Source organism: Maricaulis sp. CAU 1757, from assembly GCF_054482675.1.
Map to the genome: position 1 here is coordinate 1,020,327 of NZ_JBTLRI010000001.1, position 17,108 is coordinate 1,037,434.

The following is a 17,108-nucleotide window of genomic DNA, read 5'->3' on the forward strand; positions in this document are numbered from 1 at the left end:
ATGCTGGCACGCCAGCGGTGTGAATCGTGTCTACCTGCAATCGGCCTCTAGGGGAGTGCAGGAGCGCAAATTCAAGCCGTCGGGAGGGTCTGAAGCTCCCGGCGGCTTTTCATTGCGCCGTCAACCGAATATTGCAGCCGATTCGGTCGCTCCCGTCTACATGTCGTCCACAACTTATTGCGAGTGCATCAAGCCGTAATACTAAATGTGGTACTACCCACCTACTTCGCAAATATCTGCCGCTCATCGCGAAACGTCTTGAATTCCAGGGCATTGCCCGCCGGATCCTGGATGAAGAACGTGCCCTGTTCGCCGGGTTCGCCCTTGAAGCGGACATAGGGTTCGATGAGGAAGGTCTGGGCGGCGGCGCGCAGGCGGTCGGCGAGGGCTTCCCACTCACCCCAGGGCAGGAGCAGGCCGAAATGGCGCACCGGGACGGCCTTGCCGTCGACGGCGCCGGTGGGCACCACACTACATTCGTCGGGGGCGAGGTGGGCGACGATCTGGTGGTCCATCAGGTTGAAATCGATCCAGTGGTCACTGGAGCGGCCTTCCGGACAGCCCAGGATGGTGCCGTAGAAGTGACGCGCCGCGGCGAGATCATCAACCGGAAAGGCGAGGTGGAAACGCGGGCGCGGACGGGCCGTGGCCTCGCCGGGGCCCTTGGCCTGGGCGGTGCGGGGCTGGTTCTGGTTGGCGGCGCGCGGGGCTTCGTCGGCGGTATCGGTGGACAGCTTGGGCATGGGGGACGTCTCCCGTGGGGGGCGGAATGCAGGAAATGGCTGGCGCCGTCGGGTGCGCCTGCCTACATCAACCCCCAACGTCGCCCCTGACAAGCCCGGAGACCCAGACCTGATGACCGATTTTTCCCCGCGCGAGATTGTGTCCGAGCTCGACCGCTACATTGTCGGCCAGTCCGACGCCAAGAAGGCGGTGGCGATCGCCTTGCGCAATCGCTGGCGGCGGCGTCAGCTCGACGAGGCGCTGGCCGAGGAAGTGACTCCGAAGAACATCCTGATGATCGGCCCGACCGGGGTCGGCAAGACAGAGATTTCGCGTCGCCTCGCGCGGCTGGCCGGGGCGCCTTTCATCAAGATCGAGGCGACCAAGTTCACCGAGGTCGGCTATGTCGGCCGCGATGTCGACCAGATCGCGCGCGACCTGGTGGAAGTCGCCATCAACATCGTGCGCGAGAAGAAGCGCGAGGAGGTGAAGGCGCGGGCCCACGCCGCTGCCGAGGACCGGGTGCTCGAGGCGCTGGTCGGTTCCGGCGCCTCGCCGGCGACGCGCGACAGTTTCCGCAAGCGCCTGCGGGCCGGCGAGCTGGACGACAAGGATGTCGAGGTGCAGCTGCAGGACACCGGCGGCGCCATGTCGATGCTGGACATTCCCGGCATGCCGGGCGGCGGCGCCGGCGTGATCAATCTCGGCGAGATCCTCGGCAAGGGCTTCGGCAACAAGACCAAGACGGTGCGCATGAAGGTCAAGGACGCCTATGAGCCGCTGATCGAGGAAGAGGCCGACAAGCTGCTGGACGATGCGGCAATCACCGCCGAGGCGATCAGGCTGGCGGAGAATGACGGCATCGTCTTCCTCGACGAGATCGACAAGATTTCCGCCCGGGCCGACGCGCGTGGTGCCGACGTCTCGCGCGAGGGCGTGCAGCGCGACCTGCTGCCGCTGATCGAGGGCACCACGGTGACCACCAAGCACGGGGCCATCAAGACCGACCACATCCTGTTCATCGCGTCGGGCGCCTTCCACGTCGCCAAGCCGTCCGACCTGCTACCGGAATTGCAGGGCCGCCTGCCCATCCGGGTCGAGCTGAACGCCCTGACGGAAGCCGACATGAAGCGCATCCTGACCGAGCCGGAAGCCAATCTGGTGCGCCAGTACACCGAGCTGATGAAGACCGAGGGCGTGACCCTGGAATTCACCGACGGCGCCATTGACGCGCTGGCCAAGCTGGCCGCCGAGGTCAATGCCACGGTGGAGAATATCGGCGCCCGGCGGCTGCAGACCGTCATGGAGAGGCTGGTCGAGGAGGTGTCGTTCACGGCCTCCGACCGGTCCGGGGAGACCGTGGTGATCGACGAGGCCTATGTCGCCGAGCATGTCGGCGAGCTGGCCAAGAACGCGGATCTGTCGAAGTTTATTTTGTGATGCGCTCCCCCGTGTGCGGGGGAGCTGGCGGCGCCAGCCCGCCTGAGAGGGGGGCGTGTGGGGCCGTGACTCACTCCCTCCCCCATCCCCCGGCACAAGGCCGGGGTCGTCACCTCCCCCGCTTCGCAGGGGAGGGTTGTGAAATCGCGCCCAGCGCGGAAAGAGCCATTGATCTCTTGTCAGCCAGCGGGCCTCAGAGGGTGAAAGCTGTCAAGGGCCCGAAGGGCCGCTAGGCGGTTGAAACCCTTGACAGCTTTCACCCTCTGAGGCGGACTCTCGGCAAGAGATGAATGGGTTGGTGGGGCGCTAGGGGCGCCGCCTTTTCCACGTTCAATGTTTCCTCGCCTTCATGGCGGGGCCTGGAATTCCGCCAGGTTTTACTGCGCCCGCCGCCTCGCCTGCAACTTCCGATCCGAGGCCCCGCCATGAAGGCGGGGGAAACGGAGCTTGGGGTTTTCAGGCAGGCCAGACTACTCCACCGCCCGCGCCCGCAGCGTTACGTAGTACGCGCCGCCGCCGCCATGGCGCTGGTGCGCCGGGGCGTAGCCGGAGACGTAGCGGGCGAATTCGGGGGCGCCGAGCCAGAGCGGCAATTCGCGGCGCAGGACGCCGGGTTCGTCGGCGTGTTCCCACGGCTCGGGCTGGCGTTCGCGAGGTTTCAGCCCCTTGCCGGTGATCACCAGCACGGTGCGGTAGCCGGCACCCCAGGCCATGGCCAGGAAATGGGTCAGGGAGGCGTGCGCCTGGGCGCGCGTCAGCCCGTGCAGGTCGATGCGGGCCTCGATCTCGAGGCGGCCGCGGCGGACGCGCTTCTCGCCGCTGCGATCGGCCGGGCGGGGTGGAGCGGGAGGCGCCGCCGGAGCCGGTTTCGGCATGGCCGGCGTGCCCTTGAGTTCCGACTTGGTCTGGGCTGGGGGCAAGGGCGGCGCCTCGAAATCGTCCTCCAGCGTCCTCAGCCGGTCCTCGGAGATCGGTTTGACCGAGCGCGCGACCTTGCGCCAGAGGGCTTTCTCCTCGGGACTGATGTGGCGCTTGCGGGCCATTACAAGTCGCTGTCGGCCGCGACCGGCTCGGCGAACAGGCGCGCCACGACCGTGTGGGGCAGCAGCAGGGTCCAGCGTGCATCGGCGCGGGTGGTGCCGGCGCGGCGTTCCGCGTCCTCGCCCCAGCCCCAGAAGAAATCGCCGCGCAGCGGCCCGGTAATGGCGCCACCGGCGTCCTGGGCGATGACCAGACCACGCCATGCCGGCGCGTCGGGCAGATCGGCCACGAGCCAGACCGGCAGGGCGTGGGCGTGATGGGCCGGGTCGACGGCGATCGAGGCCATCGGGGTCAGGGCGACGCCGGAGGACCCGCGTGGACCCAGCTGTGGATCGTCGAGGGTTTCGCGGGCGAAGAAGACGTAGCGCGGATTGACGGCGAACAGCTCGGCCGTGGCCTCGGGACCATTCTCGACCAGCCAGGCCTCGATGCCGCCCTTGGAGGCGGCGTGGGCGGCCAGTTCGCCGCGCTCGATCAGTTCGCGGCCGATCGAGCGGTAGGGCTGGCCGTTATGGGCGGCGAAGGCGGCGCGTTCCTGGCTGCCATCGGGGTAGACGAGCCGGCCGGAGCCCTGGATCTGCAGGAAGAAGACATCGATGGGCCGGCCCCAGGCGAAGATCTCGCCGGCGTCGGCGGTCTCGATCTCATCTCGCGTCTTGTAGTGCACGAGACGGCCGTCGCGGACCTCGCCGACGATGCGGTGGCCGGCCAGCTCGGGGTCGAAAAGGCCCAGATCGACGGTGACCAGATCGTCCGGTCGATAGCGCAGGGGCTGGGTGAATTCGCCTTCGCGCTGGCGCCGGACCTCGACATAGGGCTCGTAATAGCCGGTCAACAGGCCGCTGTCCCGGCGCTCACCGGTTTCCGGCACGACGGACAGGGCGATGACCGGCGAGAAGTGCGCCTCGAACACGGCGCGGGCCTCGGCAGGCGGGCTCGACAGGGCGGCGGTACAGGAGGTCTGCCACTCGGCGATGGTGCCGGACCAGGGCGCCCGTGGATTGAGGGGAGTATCGGCATCCCGGTCGGACAGGCGTTCGCAGCTGCGCCGGAAGGCGGCCAGGGCCGGGGCCAGGTCGGCACGCGACCAGCCGGTCAGGGCGTCAAAACTGGTGGGTGCGAAGTCGAGCGCGCTTGGCGGGGCGGGGGTTTCGAGCGGCTCCGGTTCGGGCTCGGGCTCCGGGTCGATGACGCTGCGGTCCTGGCAGGCCACCAGGGCCACGCACAGGCCTGCGCACAGCGCGATCAGGCGTGTGGGCGGGCCTCGATGGCCAAGGGGCGCTGCAGCGTCAGGCTGCGGCAACACGGGCCAATACCCAATTGGGATCATTGGAGGACAGACGACGCTCGAACACCCAGTCCTCGCGCACGGTGGAAAGCTGGCCGAGATCGCCGCTGACATGCTGTTTCTCGGCGTCGCGCGTCTCGGTGGCAATCTCGGCGTCGAAGCGCACCTTGATGCGGGCCAGGTCATTGTCGAGGCTGGCCTCGGTGATCTCGGCGGAACGAATGCGCTCGATCTCGGTGGTCACCGTGTGTCCCTTGGTCTCGCGCGCATTGATGGCGTTGACATAGCGCGTGTAGACGGTGTCGGAGAGCAGGGGCTGCAGCGTGTCGCGGTCGCCCTTGGCAAAAGCGGTGACGATCATTGTGTAGGCCGACCGGGCACCGCCGAGGAAGACGTCCGGGTCAAAGCCGCGATCGGCAGCGGCGATGGATTCAAGGCCGGCGGCAGCGGGACCTTCAAAGGCCGGTCGCAGGGTCGTCGCGGCATTGTCGCGGGCGACGCGCTTGTTCTCGACATCCTGGGAGGCCGGGGCTTCCATATGGCCCTCGCGGCGTCCGAGCACGGTGTAGAGCCGGATCGCGAAGAAAACCGCGATGCCGCCGAAGATCAGGGTTGAGAGCAATTCGATCATGGGGTCGTGAGCGCCAGAGAAAACAGGATCCGTGGGGTAGATATAGGCGCAATTCGGCCGCGCGTCAGCCTTTGCGCTGTGGACGTGCCAGCTTGCCGCGCCCGCCCCTGCGTGCTAACGGGCGCGCCTTGTCTTTCGGCCGCCAGCGGCCGGGTATCCAGCTCACACCCATCCGGGGAATTCCATGACCGACGCACCGTCCACGCCAGAAAACACGCCCGACGCCGAGGCTGCCCAGCAGCCGGGACTGCGCGTCCTTGCCCAGTACGTCAAGGATCTGTCGTTCGAAAATCCGGGCGCGCCGGACAGCCTGCGCCCGGGCCAGCCTTCGCCGGCCATCGATCTCGGCATCGACGTCCAGGCCCGCACTGCGGGTGAGGACATGTACGAGGTGGTGATCTCGATCAACGCCCAGGCGAGCCGCGGCGAAGGCGACCAGAAGAGCGTGGTGTTCATCACCGAGCTGGCCTTTGCCGGCCTGTTCCAGCTGTCCAACATTTCCGACGCGGAGCGCGAGCCCTTCCTGCTGATCGAGTGCCCGCGCCTGATCTTCCCGTTCGCCCGCCGCATCCTGGCCGACACCACGCGGGACGGGAACTTCCCGCCGCTCATGCTCGACCCGGTCGACTTCGCCGGCCTGTACCGGGCCCAGCTGGCCAAGCGCGCCGCCGCGGTGCCGGGCAGCGAAGGCAATGGCAATGGCGCTCCCTCGGCTGCCAACTAGTCGTCGCCATCGGATAAATGCGAGAAACCTGGCTGTTGCGGCAGCCGGGTTTTTTGTTGCCCGTCAGTTGAGCGAGAGACGGGCCCACAGGGCGTCATCACCCAGCTCGGCGATGAAGGCGGCGTGGGCCTCCGCCTCGGCCGCGTCGGGCTGGCGGACCAGGGGCTGCGGGCGCTGTTTCTGGGGCGGGAAATCGACCGCCTCGCCTTCGCGGCCCTCGCGGCCGGACAGGTCGAGGGCACGGGTGCGGCCGCCAGTCAGTTCCAGGTAGACCTCGGCCAGCAACAGGCTGTCGACCAGGGCGCCGTGCTTGTCGCGGGTTTCCAGCGAGATGTCGAAGCGCTTGCACAGGGCGTCGAGCGACACGTAGGAGCCGGGAAACTTGGCCCGGGCCAGGCGCGCCGTGTCCTTGAACCGGTCCTCGGGGTAGATGGGCAGGCCCATGCGGGCGAACTCCATGTTGAGGAAGCCGCGGTCGAAGCTGGCATTATGGGCGACCATGACGGAGTCACCGACAAAGTCGGCCCATTTCTGGCCGATGTCCTCGAACAATGGCTTGTCCGCCAGGAATTCGGTCGTCAGGCCGGTGATCTTGACCACTTCATCGGGCACGGGGCGCTGCGGATTGACGTAGGCATGGAAGGTCTTACCCGTGGGAATACAGTCAATGACCTCGACGCCGCCAATCTCGGTGATGCGGTCACCACTGTTGGGATCCAGCCCCGTGGTCTCGGTATCGAAAACGATTTCGCGCATCTCTAGCCCCGAATGTCAGCTTTTGTCAGGATTGACGCCGCCCAGCGCCTCGATGATCCTGACAACCTGTTGACGGGCATCGTCTATCCCGCCTGAAGTTTCAACAACATAATCGGCGCGTTCGAGCTTGTCCGAATCAGCTGTCTGACGCGCGATTATGGCGTCCAGGCGGGCCTCCGTCATGCCCGGGCGCTGCAGTACACGAGCCCGGCGCACCGCCTCCGGCGCATGCGCCACGATGATGATATCGACCCAGGCATCGCCACCGGTTTCAAACAAGAGCGGAATATCGAGCACCACGAAGGCGGCACCGGCCTTCTCGGCGGCTTCCAGAAAGGCCTGGCGTTCGCGCGCCACTAAAGGGTGGACGATGGCTTCCAGGTGTTCGAACCCGGCCTCGTCCTCGGCCAGCTGGGCGGCCAGGCGGGCCCGATCGACGGCACCGTCAACCACGACACCCGGGAATGTCGCCTCTATCGGGGCCACGGCATCGCCGCCCTTTTCGTACAGGCCGTGCACGGTGGCGTCGGCGTCGAACACCGGAATGCCCTGTTCGCGAAACAGGTTCGCGGTCGCCGACTTGCCCATGCCGATCGAGCCGGTCAGGCCGACGAGTTTGGGCCGGCCGGCCATCAGGCCCGACCCAGCGCCGAGACCAGGATATTGCGCACGGCCGGCTCGTCCGGCGGGGCCTGGCCGAACATGGCCTCGTAGGCCGGGCGGGCCTGGCCGATCAGCATGTCGAGACCGTCTATGGCAACCAGGCCGGCCTGGCGGGCATCATCGAGAAACTGCGTATCAAGCGGGGTATAGATGCTGTCGAAAGCGACCGCGTCGGGACGTGCGGCGGACCAGTCGAGCTGGAGACCGGGGCGGTCCCCGAGCCCGAGTGAGGTGGCGTTGATGACCAGATGGGCGCCGCGCACGGCCTGATGACGGTCTGACCAGTCGGCGATGTCGGCCCGCGGAGCGAGATCGGCCTGCAGACGTTCGGCGCGTTTGCGATCACGATTGGTCAGCACAATATGCGCAACCCCGACCGACTGCAGGGCGTGCACGATGGCACGCGCCGCGCCGCCGGCGCCGAGCACCAAGGCGGTAACGGTCGGCCAGGTCAGGGCAGCCGGTTCCATCGCGGCCAGAAAACCGGCGGCATCGGTATTGTCGGCAATCGGGCGACCGTCGCGGAATGTCAGCACATTGGCGGCTCCGATGGCCTTTGCGGTGTCGGACACGGCGCCGCGTTCGCGGGCCCAGGCAAACACCGCTTCCTTGTGCGGGAGAGTGACGTTGAAGCCGGCCACGCTGGGCATGCAGGCGAGGCCGTCGAGGGCCGGAACCAGCGGATCGGCCTTGATCGGAAGTCCCAGATAGACAGCATCGATGCCGGCCGACCTCAGCCAGGCATTCATCATCATGGGTGACAGGGAATGGCTGACCGGGTCACCGATCACGCCGGCGAGTCGGGTCTGGCTGGACGGGGTCATGAAAGCACCAGTTGGCGGCGCCGCAGCTCGTCGAGCAGGGGCAGGAGGGGCAGACCGAGAATGGCGTAGAAATCACCGTCGACACGGTCAAACAGCTGGGCCCCGAGGCCTTCATAGGCGTAGGCACCGACGCTGGCTGTCAGCTCCTGGCCGGCACGGTCGAGATAATGCGACAGGAAAGCATCGGAAAAGTCGCGGACATGGAGGGTGGAGGATTGCTGGTGCGTCCAGACGATCTCTCCGTCACAGGCCATCGCCAGACCCGCATGCAGCTGGTGGGGCTTGCCGCGCATGGCTTTCAGCCGGTCGGCGGCTAGGTCGCGGCTCGGCAGCTTGTCGAGCAATTGGCCGTCCAGCTCCATGGTCTGGTCGGCGCCCAGCACGAGATTGCCGGCCGACAGGCGCGACACGGCTTCCGCCTTGGCCTTGCCCAGGAGCAGCGCCATGTCGGCCGGCGACAGCTCGGCGTGCCGGGACTTGAGCGCATCCTCGTCGACATCGGACTTGATGACCGTGAAGGGAATGCCGGCCTGTTCGAGGATGTGGCGCCGGATCTGGCTGCCGGAGGCGAGAATGAGAGACGACATCAACCGGGATTCCGTTTTTCGTTGAGCAAATTGATGATTTTGGCCGCGGTCTCCTCGATGGAGCGCCGCGTCACATCGATGGACGGCCAGGCATGCTTGGAAAACAGGCGCTTGGCGTGGAGGATTTCCTCGCGCACCGAATAATCATCAATGTAGTTGGTGTCGCGATCCTCGTTGAGACTCAAGAGCCGGTTACGGCGGATCTGCACGATGCGCTCTGGCGAGGCGGTCAGGCCGACCACCAGAGGCTTGCGCAATTGATAGATCTGTTCGGGCAGCGGCACGCCCTTGACCAACGGTATATTGGCGGCGCGGAAGCCACGGTGGGCAAGATAGACACAGGTCGGGGTCTTGGACGTCCGGCTTACTCCGAGCAGGACGATATCGGCGCCCTCGAAGTCATCGCCCTGCCCGTCATCATGCGCCATGGCATAGTTGAGCGCATCGATACGGCGATAATACTCGGCATCCAGCGACCGCTGGGCGCCGGCCCGACTGGCCACGCGTCGGCCGAGATAGGACGACAGCGTCGCCAGCATCGGATCGAGAATGGCGATTGCCGGCACACCCAGTTCCACACAGCGGGTTTCCAGGCGGCGGCGCAGGTCGGCATTGACGATGGTGTACATGACCACGCCGGGGTAGGTGGCGATTTCCTCGAGCACCCGATCGAGCTGACGCTGGGAACGGACCAGTGCGTAAAGATGCTCGAGCGGCGTGGTTTCCTCGAACTGCGCCACCGAGGCCCGCATCACTTCCATCAGGGTTTCCCCCGTGGAATCGGAGACCATGTGGATATGGAAGCAGGTTTCGATCGGTGAATGCGTAGCTGTCATGGGCATCGAGTCCAGAGGATAGTTAACGACTTGTTAATAACTGAGGAACTTTTCCCCATGCGATCCGTTGCCGGAAAAGACATGTGAGTAGTACCGGGTGTTACCCGGACAGACCAACAGATGTTTCCACATCGGTCCAGCCTGTGGGCAAAGCTGTCGACAGTGCTTGGTCCTGTCAGGAGCGAGTCCGGCTTTTCCCGGATTTTTCCACATTTCAACCCGCCGCCAGTGGATTGATTTCGATAAGTTTCATCCGCTTTTTCTCGCTGACCAGAATCGCCTGGTCTGGAAAACCTGTCATGTGGGAGGAGTTGTCCGGCCGGCCGGCAAAACCGACTTACCAACGCGCTCCACGCCCCAACAATTACCCCAATCAATATTTCTTATGATTAGGGATGAAAGGCACGCATTGAATGTCCGGGGATAGCGCCCTAATCAAACAGGCATGAGCGACACCGAAACCAAACCGCTTCTCGCCGTGCTCGGTGGTGAGGCCCTCTCCCCGCCCCCGGTCTGGCTGATGCGCCAGGCTGGTCGGTATCTCGACGAATATCGCGCCGTGCGATCGCAGGCGGCCAACTTCATCGAGTTCTGCTTCACCCCGGACCTCGCGGCAGAAGTGACTCTGCAGCCGATCCGGCGCTTCGGCTTCGACGGCGCGATCATGTTCGCGGACATCCTGCTGATCCCGATCGCCCTGGGCCGCAAGGTCTGGTTCGTACCCGGTGAAGGTCCCAAGCTGGACCCGTTTGACGTGCGCAAGCATGAGGAACTCGACCTGTCGAAGGTCGAGGACGTGCTGGCACCGATCGGGGAGACGCTTCGCCGGGTGAAACCGGAGCTGCCGGACCAGACGACGCTGATCGGCTTTGCCGGCTCGCCATGGACGGTGGCGACCTACATGATCGAAGGCGGCGGCTCGAAGGACCGTTTCTCCGCTCGCGTCGCGGCCTGGCAGGAACCGGAAGCCTTCGACGCCATGATGGACAAGATCGCCGACGCCACGGCGCGCTACCTGGTGATGCAGGCCGAAGCCGGCGCCGAAGTGCTCAAACTGTTCGACAGCTGGGCGGAAGGCTTGCCCGAACCGCTGTTCGAGCGGGTCATCATCCGGCCGACCAAGCGCATCGTTGACGCGGTGCGGGCTGCCGGTGTGGATCTGCCGATCATCGGCTTTCCGCGCGGCGCCGGAACCATGTATCCGCGCTATGCCCGTGAAACCGGAATTACCGCCATCGCCGTCGATACCAGTGTTGACCCGGCCTGGGCCCGGGAGCATCTGCCCGCGGGCATGCCGGTCCAGGGCCATCTCGATCCGGCCGCCTTGCGGGCCGGCGGCAAAGCGCTGGACAGCGAAGTCGACCGGCTGCTCGAGGCCTGGGCCGGGCACCCGCACATCTTCAATCTGGGTCATGGCATCACGCCGGACGTGCCAGTAGCGCATGTGCACCAATTGCTGGATCGGATCCGGTCGGAGCGATGAGCATGACCCATCCGAAAAAACTGGCCGTTGTGCTGTTCAATCTCGGCGGACCGGACAAGCCGGAAGCGGTGAAGCCCTTCCTGCGCAATCTGTTCCGCGATCCGGCCATCATTCAGGCACCGGGTTTCGTGCGCGAGGGCCTGGCCTGGCTGATTTCCACCCAGCGCAACAAGGAAGCGACCGAAAACTACGCCAAGATGGGCGGCGGATCGCCCCTCTTGCCGGAGACCGAAAAGCAGGCGGCGGCGCTGCGCGCCATCTTGCAGATCGAACTGGACGGGTTTGACGACATCCGGGTCTGGCCGGCCATGCGCTATTGGCACCCCTTCACCGAGGACGTGGCCCATGAAGTGGCTGCCTGGGAGCCGGACGAATGCGTGTTGCTGCCCCTCTACCCGCAGTTTTCCACCACCACGACCGCGAGTTCTCTGAAAGCGTGGCGCGAGGCGGGCGGGCCGGAGAGCCGGACGGTGTGCTGCTACCCGACCGAGGATACTTTCCTCAAAGCGCATGCTGAAATGATCCGTGAGGCCTGGCAGGCCGAAGGCAAGCCGCACAACACCCGGCTCCTGTTCTCGGCCCACGGCCTGCCGGAGAAAATCGTCCGGGATGGTGATCCCTACCAGTGGCAGGTCGAACAGACCGCCGCTGCAGTGGCCGCGCTGGTGCCGGAACTGGAAGACTGGTCCGTGTGCTATCAGAGCCGGGTCGGACCCCTGAAATGGATCGGTCCGTCAACGGACGAGGCGATTGAGCAGGCCGGAGCGGACGGGCGCAATGTGCTGCTCACTCCGATCGCCTTTGTGTCCGAACATATCGAGACCCTGGTCGAGCTCGACGAGGAGTATGCCGAACTGGCCGAGGAGCATGGCATCGAACGCTACATGCGGGTTCCGGCGCTCGGCACGCATGTGGACTTTATCGGATCGCTGGCCGATATCGTTGCCGGGGCGCTGGCGCGGGAATCCGGGTTGGCACCTCACACGGGACATCGCCTCTGTCCGGGGCAGTGTTCGGCCTGTCCGGCAAAAGCCTAGCCGGACCGAGCCCGGGGGAGGGACGCGATGTTCATGGTTGAAGCCTATGACTGGTTGAGGGCCCTGCACATCCTGGCCGTCATCGCCTGGATGGCCGGGATGCTCTATCTGCCTCGGCTCTACGTCTATCATTGCGACGCCATTCCCGGCGGTGAACTGGATACCACACTGAAAATCCAGGAACGGCGCCTGCTCAAGGGCATCGTCAATCCGTCCATGGTGGTGACCTGGGTGCTGGGTCTGCTCCTGGTGTGGGCCAATGCCGAGCGGGCCGGGGGCTGGGAGATCTTTGCCAGCTGGGCCTGGACGGCCAAGTTCGTGCTGGTACTGGCGATGTCAGCGGTTCACGGGGTCTATGCCGGACGCTTCAAGCGCTTTGAAGCCGGGACCAATGACTGGTCGGCGAAGCGCTATCGCATTCTCAATGAAGTGCCTTTCGTCCTGGCCATTTTCATTGTCCTGGTGGCGGTCGTGGCGCTGAAATAGGACCCCTCCCGGGTGCACCCGGTTGACCGGACGCCCCGCTCATGGCAAGGCTGCGTCGACTCCGAATTAATGGATCCTCTCTTTTGACGTCTGTCGCCCTGTTTCCAGGTGCGCCCGTCTGCCCCTTTTCCCACCGGTTGCCTGTTCTTCAAGCGTGGCGACCATTCTGAACCTGGCCCTGCCTGTCCCGACCCGGGGCGGTGCTCTCCCAAGTCCTACGTGATTGAAATCCCATGACTGAAGATACGCCCACATCCGCCCTGCTCGACGGCGTCGAGCGCATGACGCTGCAGGACCTCAAGGAAAAGAAGCCCACCGACCTGCTGCGCTTCGCCGAGGCGCTGGAAATCGAGAACGCGTCCTCCCTGCGCAAGCAGGGCATGATGTTCGCCATCCTCAAGGCCTTGGCCGAACGCGATGTCGAGATCCATGGTGGCGGGGTGATGGAAGTGCTGCAGGACGGCTTCGGCTTCCTGCGCTCGCCGGAATCCAACTATCTGGCCGGTCCGGACGACATCTACGTGTCGCCGACGCAGATCCGAAAGTTCGGCCTCAAGACCGGCGACACGGTCGAGGGCGAGATCCGCAGCCCGCGCGATGGTGAACGCTATTTCGCACTGCTCAAGGTCTCGACGATCAATTTCCAGGATCCGGAATCGGCGCGTCACAAGGTTCATTTCGACAATCTGACGCCGCTCTACCCGGACGACCGCTTCAATCTCGAACTGCCCGATCCGACGGTCAAGGACCGTTCCGGCCGGGTGATCGACATCGTGGCGCCGATCGGCAAGGGCCAGCGCGGCCTGATCGTGGCCCCGCCGCGGACAGGTAAAACGGTCCTGCTGCAGAACATCGCCCACGCCATCGAGAGCAATCACCCCGATTGTTACCTGATGGTGCTGCTGATCGACGAGCGCCCGGAAGAAGTCACCGACATGCAGCGTACGGTGAAGGGCGAGGTCATTTCCTCGACCTTCGACGAGCCGGCGACGCGCCACGTCCAAGTCGCCGAAATGGTCATCGAGAAGGCCAAGCGCCTGGTCGAGCATGGCCGTGACGTGGTCATCCTGCTCGACTCGATCACCCGTCTGGGCCGCGCCTACAACACGGTGGTGCCGTCTTCGGGCAAGGTGCTGACCGGTGGTGTCGATGCCAACGCCCTGCAGCGTCCCAAGCGCTTCTTCGGTGCCGCGCGCAACATCGAGCATGGCGGATCGCTGACCATTATCGCGACGGCGCTGATCGATACCGGAAGCCGCATGGACGAGGTCATCTTCGAGGAATTCAAGGGTACGGGTAACTCCGAGGTCATCCTCGACCGCAAGGTCGCCGACAAGCGGGTCTTCCCGGCCATCGACATCCTCAAGTCCGGCACCCGGAAGGAAGAGCTTCTGGTCGACCGGGCGCAATTGCAGAAGATGTATGTGCTGCGCCGCATCCTCAACCCGATGGGCGCCCAGGATGCCATCGAGTTCCTGCTCGACAAGCTGCGCCAGACCAAGACCAATGACGAGTTCTTCGACTCGATGAACACGTAGGGCTGGCGACAGCGCTAACAGATTGACCCGCTCTCCGGTGGAGGGCGGGTTTTTCGTTGCGTGGCTGGGGCTTGGTTTATGGATTTTCCATAAAATTTTGACCGGAGCCTGAGGGGTGCCGCCCTCTCCATCGTCATCCCCCGGGGCCGCGCAGCGGCATCCGGGGGACCTCAGCTATCAGGTTAGACGGGATAAGCGAGATTATTGCGGCAGGCCGGTGGGGTGAGGTCCCCCGGTTCCCGGCTTTCGCCGGGACCGTGGGATGACGCGTAGTTGGAAGTTGGGACCATTCTCCCGGTGTCGGAGTCAGGGGCTCCTGCCGGCGATAGCGGGTTTAACCCCGGGACAGGTACCTCAGGTACCTGTCCCTGATCCAAAGCGCCCGGTTCGATTGACCGGCGGCCGGGATGACAGATTTGGTTTGGATTCGCGCATTACAGCGCAAAAAGGGCCATTGATCTCTTGTCAGCCAGCGGGCCTCAGAGAGGGTTTCAGGTCAAGGGGTATACCTGCGAAGCGGCGCTGCGCGCCCTTGACCTGAAACCCTCTCTGAGGCGGACTCTCGGCAAGAGATGAATGGGGCGGTGAAACGCTGAGCGTTCACGCCTCAAGGGCGGCAGGTCGCGATCTGGGCGGTCAGGCGGTCTGTGCCCAAGGTTTCCGCTGCAAGCTCCACACCATCGACGGCGAGGATCTCGATTCCCGCCTCAGCAGCCTCGCGATAGATCGCCGGGTCGCCGTTTTCGCGGCGGAACAGGCCGACCGAGGTCTCGATGTTCTGTGCAGCCAGTTCTGCGTCGCGATCGGCGTCAACGGAGCCTGTGCCCAGCCAGGCGTAGGTGTGGGCGAGGGTGACGCCCGCCTCGGCCAGGGCTTCGGGCTCGTCGGGGACGGACAGGACGAGGTCGGGATTGAGGGCGTGCAGGCGGGCGGCGGTGTCGGCTGTGTAGGCGATGATCTGGGCTTGATCCTGGGCGCGGTGTTCGGCGACAGCGGCGGCGATGGTGTCCGGCGGAATGTCCTTGAGGTCGAGCTGCAGGACCAGGCCGGTCTCGCGTGCGAGGGCCAGGGCGTCAGTGAGGGTCGGGATGGTGTCGGGGGTGAGGGTGCCGTCGGCGTCGCGCAGGCGCAGGTTTTCCAGCTGGGACCAGTTCAAGCCATCGACAGAGTCGGTGCCGGTGGTGGTGCGCTCGAGCGTGTCATCGTGGAGGAGGTAGAGGACCCCGTCGGCGCTCTGGCGGACGTCGATCTCGGCGTAGAGCACGCCCATCTGCGGCAGTCGGGCGAGGCCGGAGAGGCTGTTCTCGGCATGGCCTGGAGCCGGGCCGCCGCGGTGTGCGGCCAGCATGGAAGCGCCGGTCTCGCGCAGGCAGTCGAGGGTCAGGGCGAGCGGGGCAGTCGCTGTGGCTTCCGGCGGGCCGGTCCTGTCGGTACAGGCTGCCAGTACGGTGCTGGTCAGCAGGACGGCGAGGGCGGGGCGAAGCATGCGGGTCATGGCGGACAGGCACTCCGGGCAAGTAAGAGTACGGTCAGAGTGGCGGCGCGGCCCGGGCTTGTCCATGTCGAGGACTGGCAAGTGGCAAGTCTGCATAGCCCCTATTCAGCGCCTTCTGTCTGGCGTGGTGCGCGGCGTCTCTGCTAGGACTTTGGGGCAGAGGGAGATTTCGCCATGACTGAAAAGCCGGTCCTGTACCACGCGCCGCGCACCCGCTCGGTGCGCATTATCTGGCTGATGCAGGAAATGGGGCTCGATCACGATATCGTGCCGGTCAAGTTCGATCAGCGCCCGGCGGGCGATGCGGACTATGACAAGGTCCACCCGCTGCGGAAGATCCCGGCGTTGCGCGACAATGGCCAGGTGGTCATCGAGTCGGTGGCCATCATGCAATACCTGTTGGGGCGCTACGGGCCGTCGGAGCTGGAGGTCCGCCCGGACGAGGACGATTACGGGCGTTATCTGCAATGGCTGCATTTCGGCGAGGCCGGGATGATCATGCCGGTATCGATGCTGCTGGCCCACACGGCGCTGCTGCCCGAAGACAAGCGGGATGCCAATCTGGCGAAATGGGCCAAGCATGAGAGCGACAAGATACTCGCCATGCTGGGTGAGCATGCGATCGGCGAGCGCGAATTCGTGGCAGGAGCCCGGTTCACGGCGGCCGACATCTCACTCACTTACATGTTCTACCTGCTCAAGCTGATCCGCCAGTTCGGCGAGGCACCGGACAATGTGAAGGCTTATTTCAAGCGGATGACCGAGCGGCCCAGCTGGGAGATTGCCAGCCGGGCCGACTGAAGCCTGGCATCACCCCAGGTGCAGGTGCAGGAAGTCCAGCGTGCGCCGGTCGGCATTGTCTGCGGCGACCGGATTGTAGTGCTCGCCGCCGGGCCGGGCGAAAGCGTGCTCGTCCTCCGGATAATCGTGCAGCGTGACCATTGGATTGGGTTCCAGGCCTTCATGCATGGCCTGCTGGGCCTCGCCATCCACGAACTGGTCCTGGCCGGCGACGTGCAGCAGGAGCGGGCGCTTGATATGCGTGGCCTGGTCGAGCCGGTCCGCGATACCGACGCCGTAATAGCCGACCGAGGCGTCGGTGTCGGTGTGGCAGGCGGCGAGATAGGCGAGCTGCCCACCGAGGCAATAGCCGATCACGCCGACCTTGCCGGTGGTGGCCGGGTGCTTTCGCAGGTGGGTGATCGCGTGGGCGATGTCGACCACGCCGAGGTCGGGATCGAAGCGGCCCATCAGGTCAAAGGCGCGCTGCATTTCCGGCTCCGTCTTGTCGGTCAGTTGAATACCGGGCTCGAGCCGCCAGAACAGGTCCGGGCAGAGCGTGACGAAGCCTTCCGCCGCAAAGCGGTCGCAGATGTCCCGCATGACCTTGTTGACGCCGAAGATTTCCTGCAACACGACAAGGCCCGGGCCGGTGCCGCCGGGTGGCAGCGCCATGTATCCGGTATATGTGCCGTCTTCACCGGTGATGCGGATGTCTTGACCAGTCATGTCATGCTCCTGTTGAGTGGGACGAGATCAGACGCCAGCGAGGCCGC

At 65.2% G+C, this 17,108-nt stretch carries 18 protein-coding genes; 7 read left to right on the forward strand and 11 right to left on the reverse strand.

Annotated features, from left to right (window positions below):
* Window positions 1-221 precede the first annotated feature (221 nt).
* Window positions 222-734: a VOC family protein gene (locus tag ACXYMR_RS04770; protein WP_458941925.1), complete on the reverse strand. Its 513-nt coding sequence runs from the start codon at window positions 732-734 to the stop codon at window positions 222-224.
* A gap of 121 nt (window positions 735-855) precedes the next feature.
* On the opposite strand from ACXYMR_RS04770, the gene hslU reads away from it, so the two are divergent.
* Entirely contained in the window at window positions 856-2,163 is a 1,308-nt protein-coding gene (hslU, locus tag ACXYMR_RS04775; RefSeq protein WP_458941610.1) for an ATP-dependent protease ATPase subunit HslU, read from the forward strand.
* A 470-nt stretch (window positions 2,164-2,633) separates the two neighbouring features.
* On the opposite strand, the gene ACXYMR_RS04780 is transcribed toward hslU, so the two are convergent.
* The 3 genes from ACXYMR_RS04780 to ACXYMR_RS04790 form a co-directional block, all read right to left on the reverse strand.
* Window positions 2,634-3,206 carry a Smr/MutS family protein gene (locus tag ACXYMR_RS04780; protein WP_458941612.1) on the reverse strand — a complete coding sequence of 191 codons (573 nt, stop codon included), beginning with the start codon at window positions 3,204-3,206 and terminating at the stop codon, window positions 2,634-2,636.
* Window positions 3,206-4,426 carry a murein transglycosylase A gene (mltA, locus tag ACXYMR_RS04785; protein ID WP_458941613.1) on the reverse strand — a complete coding sequence of 407 codons (1,221 nt, stop codon included), beginning with the start codon at window positions 4,424-4,426 and terminating at the stop codon, window positions 3,206-3,208. The genes ACXYMR_RS04780 and mltA overlap by 1 nt, the downstream gene beginning before the upstream one ends.
* 67 nt (window positions 4,427-4,493) lie before the next feature.
* On the reverse strand, window positions 4,494-5,123 hold the full coding sequence (locus tag ACXYMR_RS04790) for a Tim44/TimA family putative adaptor protein (RefSeq protein WP_458941614.1): 630 nt from the start codon (window positions 5,121-5,123) through the stop codon (window positions 4,494-4,496).
* 184 nt (window positions 5,124-5,307) lie between these two features.
* Between ACXYMR_RS04790 and secB the strand changes: the two genes are divergently transcribed.
* Window positions 5,308-5,847, forward strand: coding sequence for a protein-export chaperone SecB (gene secB, locus ACXYMR_RS04795; RefSeq protein WP_458941615.1), 540 nt, complete (start codon window positions 5,308-5,310; stop codon window positions 5,845-5,847).
* Between the two features lie 63 nt (window positions 5,848-5,910).
* Here secB and dnaQ read toward each other — a convergent pair whose 3' ends face one another.
* Genes dnaQ through ACXYMR_RS04820 form a run of 5 tightly spaced genes read right to left on the reverse strand, consistent with a single transcriptional unit; the run spans window position 5,911 to window position 9,513 of the window.
* Complete coding sequence (gene dnaQ / locus ACXYMR_RS04800; RefSeq protein WP_458941617.1) at window positions 5,911-6,603, reverse strand: DNA polymerase III subunit epsilon; 693 nt, start codon at window positions 6,601-6,603, stop codon at window positions 5,911-5,913.
* A 15-nt stretch (window positions 6,604-6,618) separates the two neighbouring features.
* Entirely contained in the window at window positions 6,619-7,236 is a 618-nt protein-coding gene (gene coaE / locus ACXYMR_RS04805) for a dephospho-CoA kinase (protein ID WP_458941618.1), read from the reverse strand.
* Window positions 7,236-8,090 carry a shikimate dehydrogenase family protein gene (locus ACXYMR_RS04810; RefSeq protein WP_458941619.1) on the reverse strand — a complete coding sequence of 285 codons (855 nt, stop codon included), beginning with the start codon at window positions 8,088-8,090 and terminating at the stop codon, window positions 7,236-7,238. Before ACXYMR_RS04810 ends, coaE begins: the two co-directional genes overlap by 1 nt.
* Window positions 8,087-8,677: a Maf family protein gene (locus ACXYMR_RS04815; protein WP_458941620.1), complete on the reverse strand. Its 591-nt coding sequence runs from the start codon at window positions 8,675-8,677 to the stop codon at window positions 8,087-8,089. The genes ACXYMR_RS04810 and ACXYMR_RS04815 overlap by 4 nt, the downstream gene beginning before the upstream one ends.
* On the reverse strand, window positions 8,677-9,513 hold the full coding sequence (locus ACXYMR_RS04820; protein WP_458941621.1) for a pyruvate, water dikinase regulatory protein: 837 nt from the start codon (window positions 9,511-9,513) through the stop codon (window positions 8,677-8,679). Before ACXYMR_RS04820 ends, ACXYMR_RS04815 begins: the two co-directional genes overlap by 1 nt.
* Window positions 9,514-9,958: 445 nt before the next feature.
* On the opposite strand from ACXYMR_RS04820, the gene hemE reads away from it, so the two are divergent.
* The 4 genes from hemE to rho all read left to right on the forward strand — a co-directional run bounded on the left by hemE (window position 9,959) and on the right by rho (window position 14,057).
* On the forward strand, window positions 9,959-10,996 hold the full coding sequence (gene hemE, locus ACXYMR_RS04825) for a uroporphyrinogen decarboxylase (RefSeq protein WP_458941622.1): 1,038 nt from the start codon (window positions 9,959-9,961) through the stop codon (window positions 10,994-10,996).
* A gap of 2 nt (window positions 10,997-10,998) precedes the next feature.
* Complete coding sequence (hemH, locus tag ACXYMR_RS04830) at window positions 10,999-12,033, forward strand: ferrochelatase (RefSeq protein WP_458941623.1); 1,035 nt, start codon at window positions 10,999-11,001, stop codon at window positions 12,031-12,033.
* Between the two features lie 27 nt (window positions 12,034-12,060).
* Window positions 12,061-12,519: a CopD family protein gene (locus ACXYMR_RS04835; RefSeq protein ID WP_458941624.1), complete on the forward strand. Its 459-nt coding sequence runs from the start codon at window positions 12,061-12,063 to the stop codon at window positions 12,517-12,519.
* Window positions 12,520-12,752: 233 nt separating this feature from the next.
* Entirely contained in the window at window positions 12,753-14,057 is a 1,305-nt protein-coding gene (gene rho, locus ACXYMR_RS04840) for a transcription termination factor Rho (protein WP_458941625.1), read from the forward strand.
* Between the two features lie 607 nt (window positions 14,058-14,664).
* Here rho and ACXYMR_RS04845 read toward each other — a convergent pair.
* Window positions 14,665-15,552 (reverse strand): glycerophosphodiester phosphodiesterase family protein, encoded by an 888-nt coding sequence (locus tag ACXYMR_RS04845; protein WP_458941626.1) that lies wholly within the window; start codon window positions 15,550-15,552, stop codon window positions 14,665-14,667.
* Between the two features lie 174 nt (window positions 15,553-15,726).
* Between ACXYMR_RS04845 and ACXYMR_RS04850 the strand changes: the two genes are divergently transcribed.
* Window positions 15,727-16,353, forward strand: coding sequence for a glutathione S-transferase family protein (locus ACXYMR_RS04850; RefSeq protein ID WP_458941627.1), 627 nt, complete (start codon window positions 15,727-15,729; stop codon window positions 16,351-16,353).
* Window positions 16,354-16,362: 9 nt separating this feature from the next.
* Here ACXYMR_RS04850 and ACXYMR_RS04855 read toward each other — a convergent pair whose 3' ends face one another.
* Complete coding sequence (locus ACXYMR_RS04855) at window positions 16,363-17,061, reverse strand: dienelactone hydrolase family protein (protein WP_458941628.1); 699 nt, start codon at window positions 17,059-17,061, stop codon at window positions 16,363-16,365.
* Between the last annotated feature and the right edge of the window lie 47 nt (window positions 17,062-17,108).

Bases quoted from the DNA above. Each gene is read 5' to 3' on its own strand.
- hslU (WP_458941610.1), top strand. From the start codon at position 856: ATGACCGATTTTTCCCCGCGCGAGATTGTGTCCGAGCTCGACCGCTAC.
- ACXYMR_RS04780 (WP_458941612.1), bottom strand. From the start codon at position 3,206: ATGGCCCGCAAGCGCCACATCAGTCCCGAGGAGAAAGCCCTCTGGCGC.
- ACXYMR_RS04790 (WP_458941614.1), bottom strand. From the start codon at position 5,123: ATGATCGAATTGCTCTCAACCCTGATCTTCGGCGGCATCGCGGTTTTC.
- secB (WP_458941615.1), top strand. From the start codon at position 5,308: ATGACCGACGCACCGTCCACGCCAGAAAACACGCCCGACGCCGAGGCT.
- dnaQ (WP_458941617.1), bottom strand. From the start codon at position 6,603: ATGCGCGAAATCGTTTTCGATACCGAGACCACGGGGCTGGATCCCAAC.
- coaE (WP_458941618.1), bottom strand. From the start codon at position 7,236: ATGGCCGGCCGGCCCAAACTCGTCGGCCTGACCGGCTCGATCGGCATG.
- ACXYMR_RS04810 (WP_458941619.1), bottom strand. From the start codon at position 8,090: ATGACCCCGTCCAGCCAGACCCGACTCGCCGGCGTGATCGGTGACCCG.
- ACXYMR_RS04815 (WP_458941620.1), bottom strand. From the start codon at position 8,677: ATGTCGTCTCTCATTCTCGCCTCCGGCAGCCAGATCCGGCGCCACATC.
- ACXYMR_RS04820 (WP_458941621.1), bottom strand. From the start codon at position 9,513: ATGACAGCTACGCATTCACCGATCGAAACCTGCTTCCATATCCACATG.
- hemE (WP_458941622.1), top strand. From the start codon at position 9,959: ATGAGCGACACCGAAACCAAACCGCTTCTCGCCGTGCTCGGTGGTGAG.
- hemH (WP_458941623.1), top strand. From the start codon at position 10,999: ATGACCCATCCGAAAAAACTGGCCGTTGTGCTGTTCAATCTCGGCGGA.
- ACXYMR_RS04835 (WP_458941624.1), top strand. From the start codon at position 12,061: ATGTTCATGGTTGAAGCCTATGACTGGTTGAGGGCCCTGCACATCCTG.
- rho (WP_458941625.1), top strand. From the start codon at position 12,753: ATGACTGAAGATACGCCCACATCCGCCCTGCTCGACGGCGTCGAGCGC.
- ACXYMR_RS04845 (WP_458941626.1), bottom strand. From the start codon at position 15,552: ATGACCCGCATGCTTCGCCCCGCCCTCGCCGTCCTGCTGACCAGCACC.
- ACXYMR_RS04850 (WP_458941627.1), top strand. From the start codon at position 15,727: ATGACTGAAAAGCCGGTCCTGTACCACGCGCCGCGCACCCGCTCGGTG.
- ACXYMR_RS04855 (WP_458941628.1), bottom strand. From the start codon at position 17,061: ATGACTGGTCAAGACATCCGCATCACCGGTGAAGACGGCACATATACC.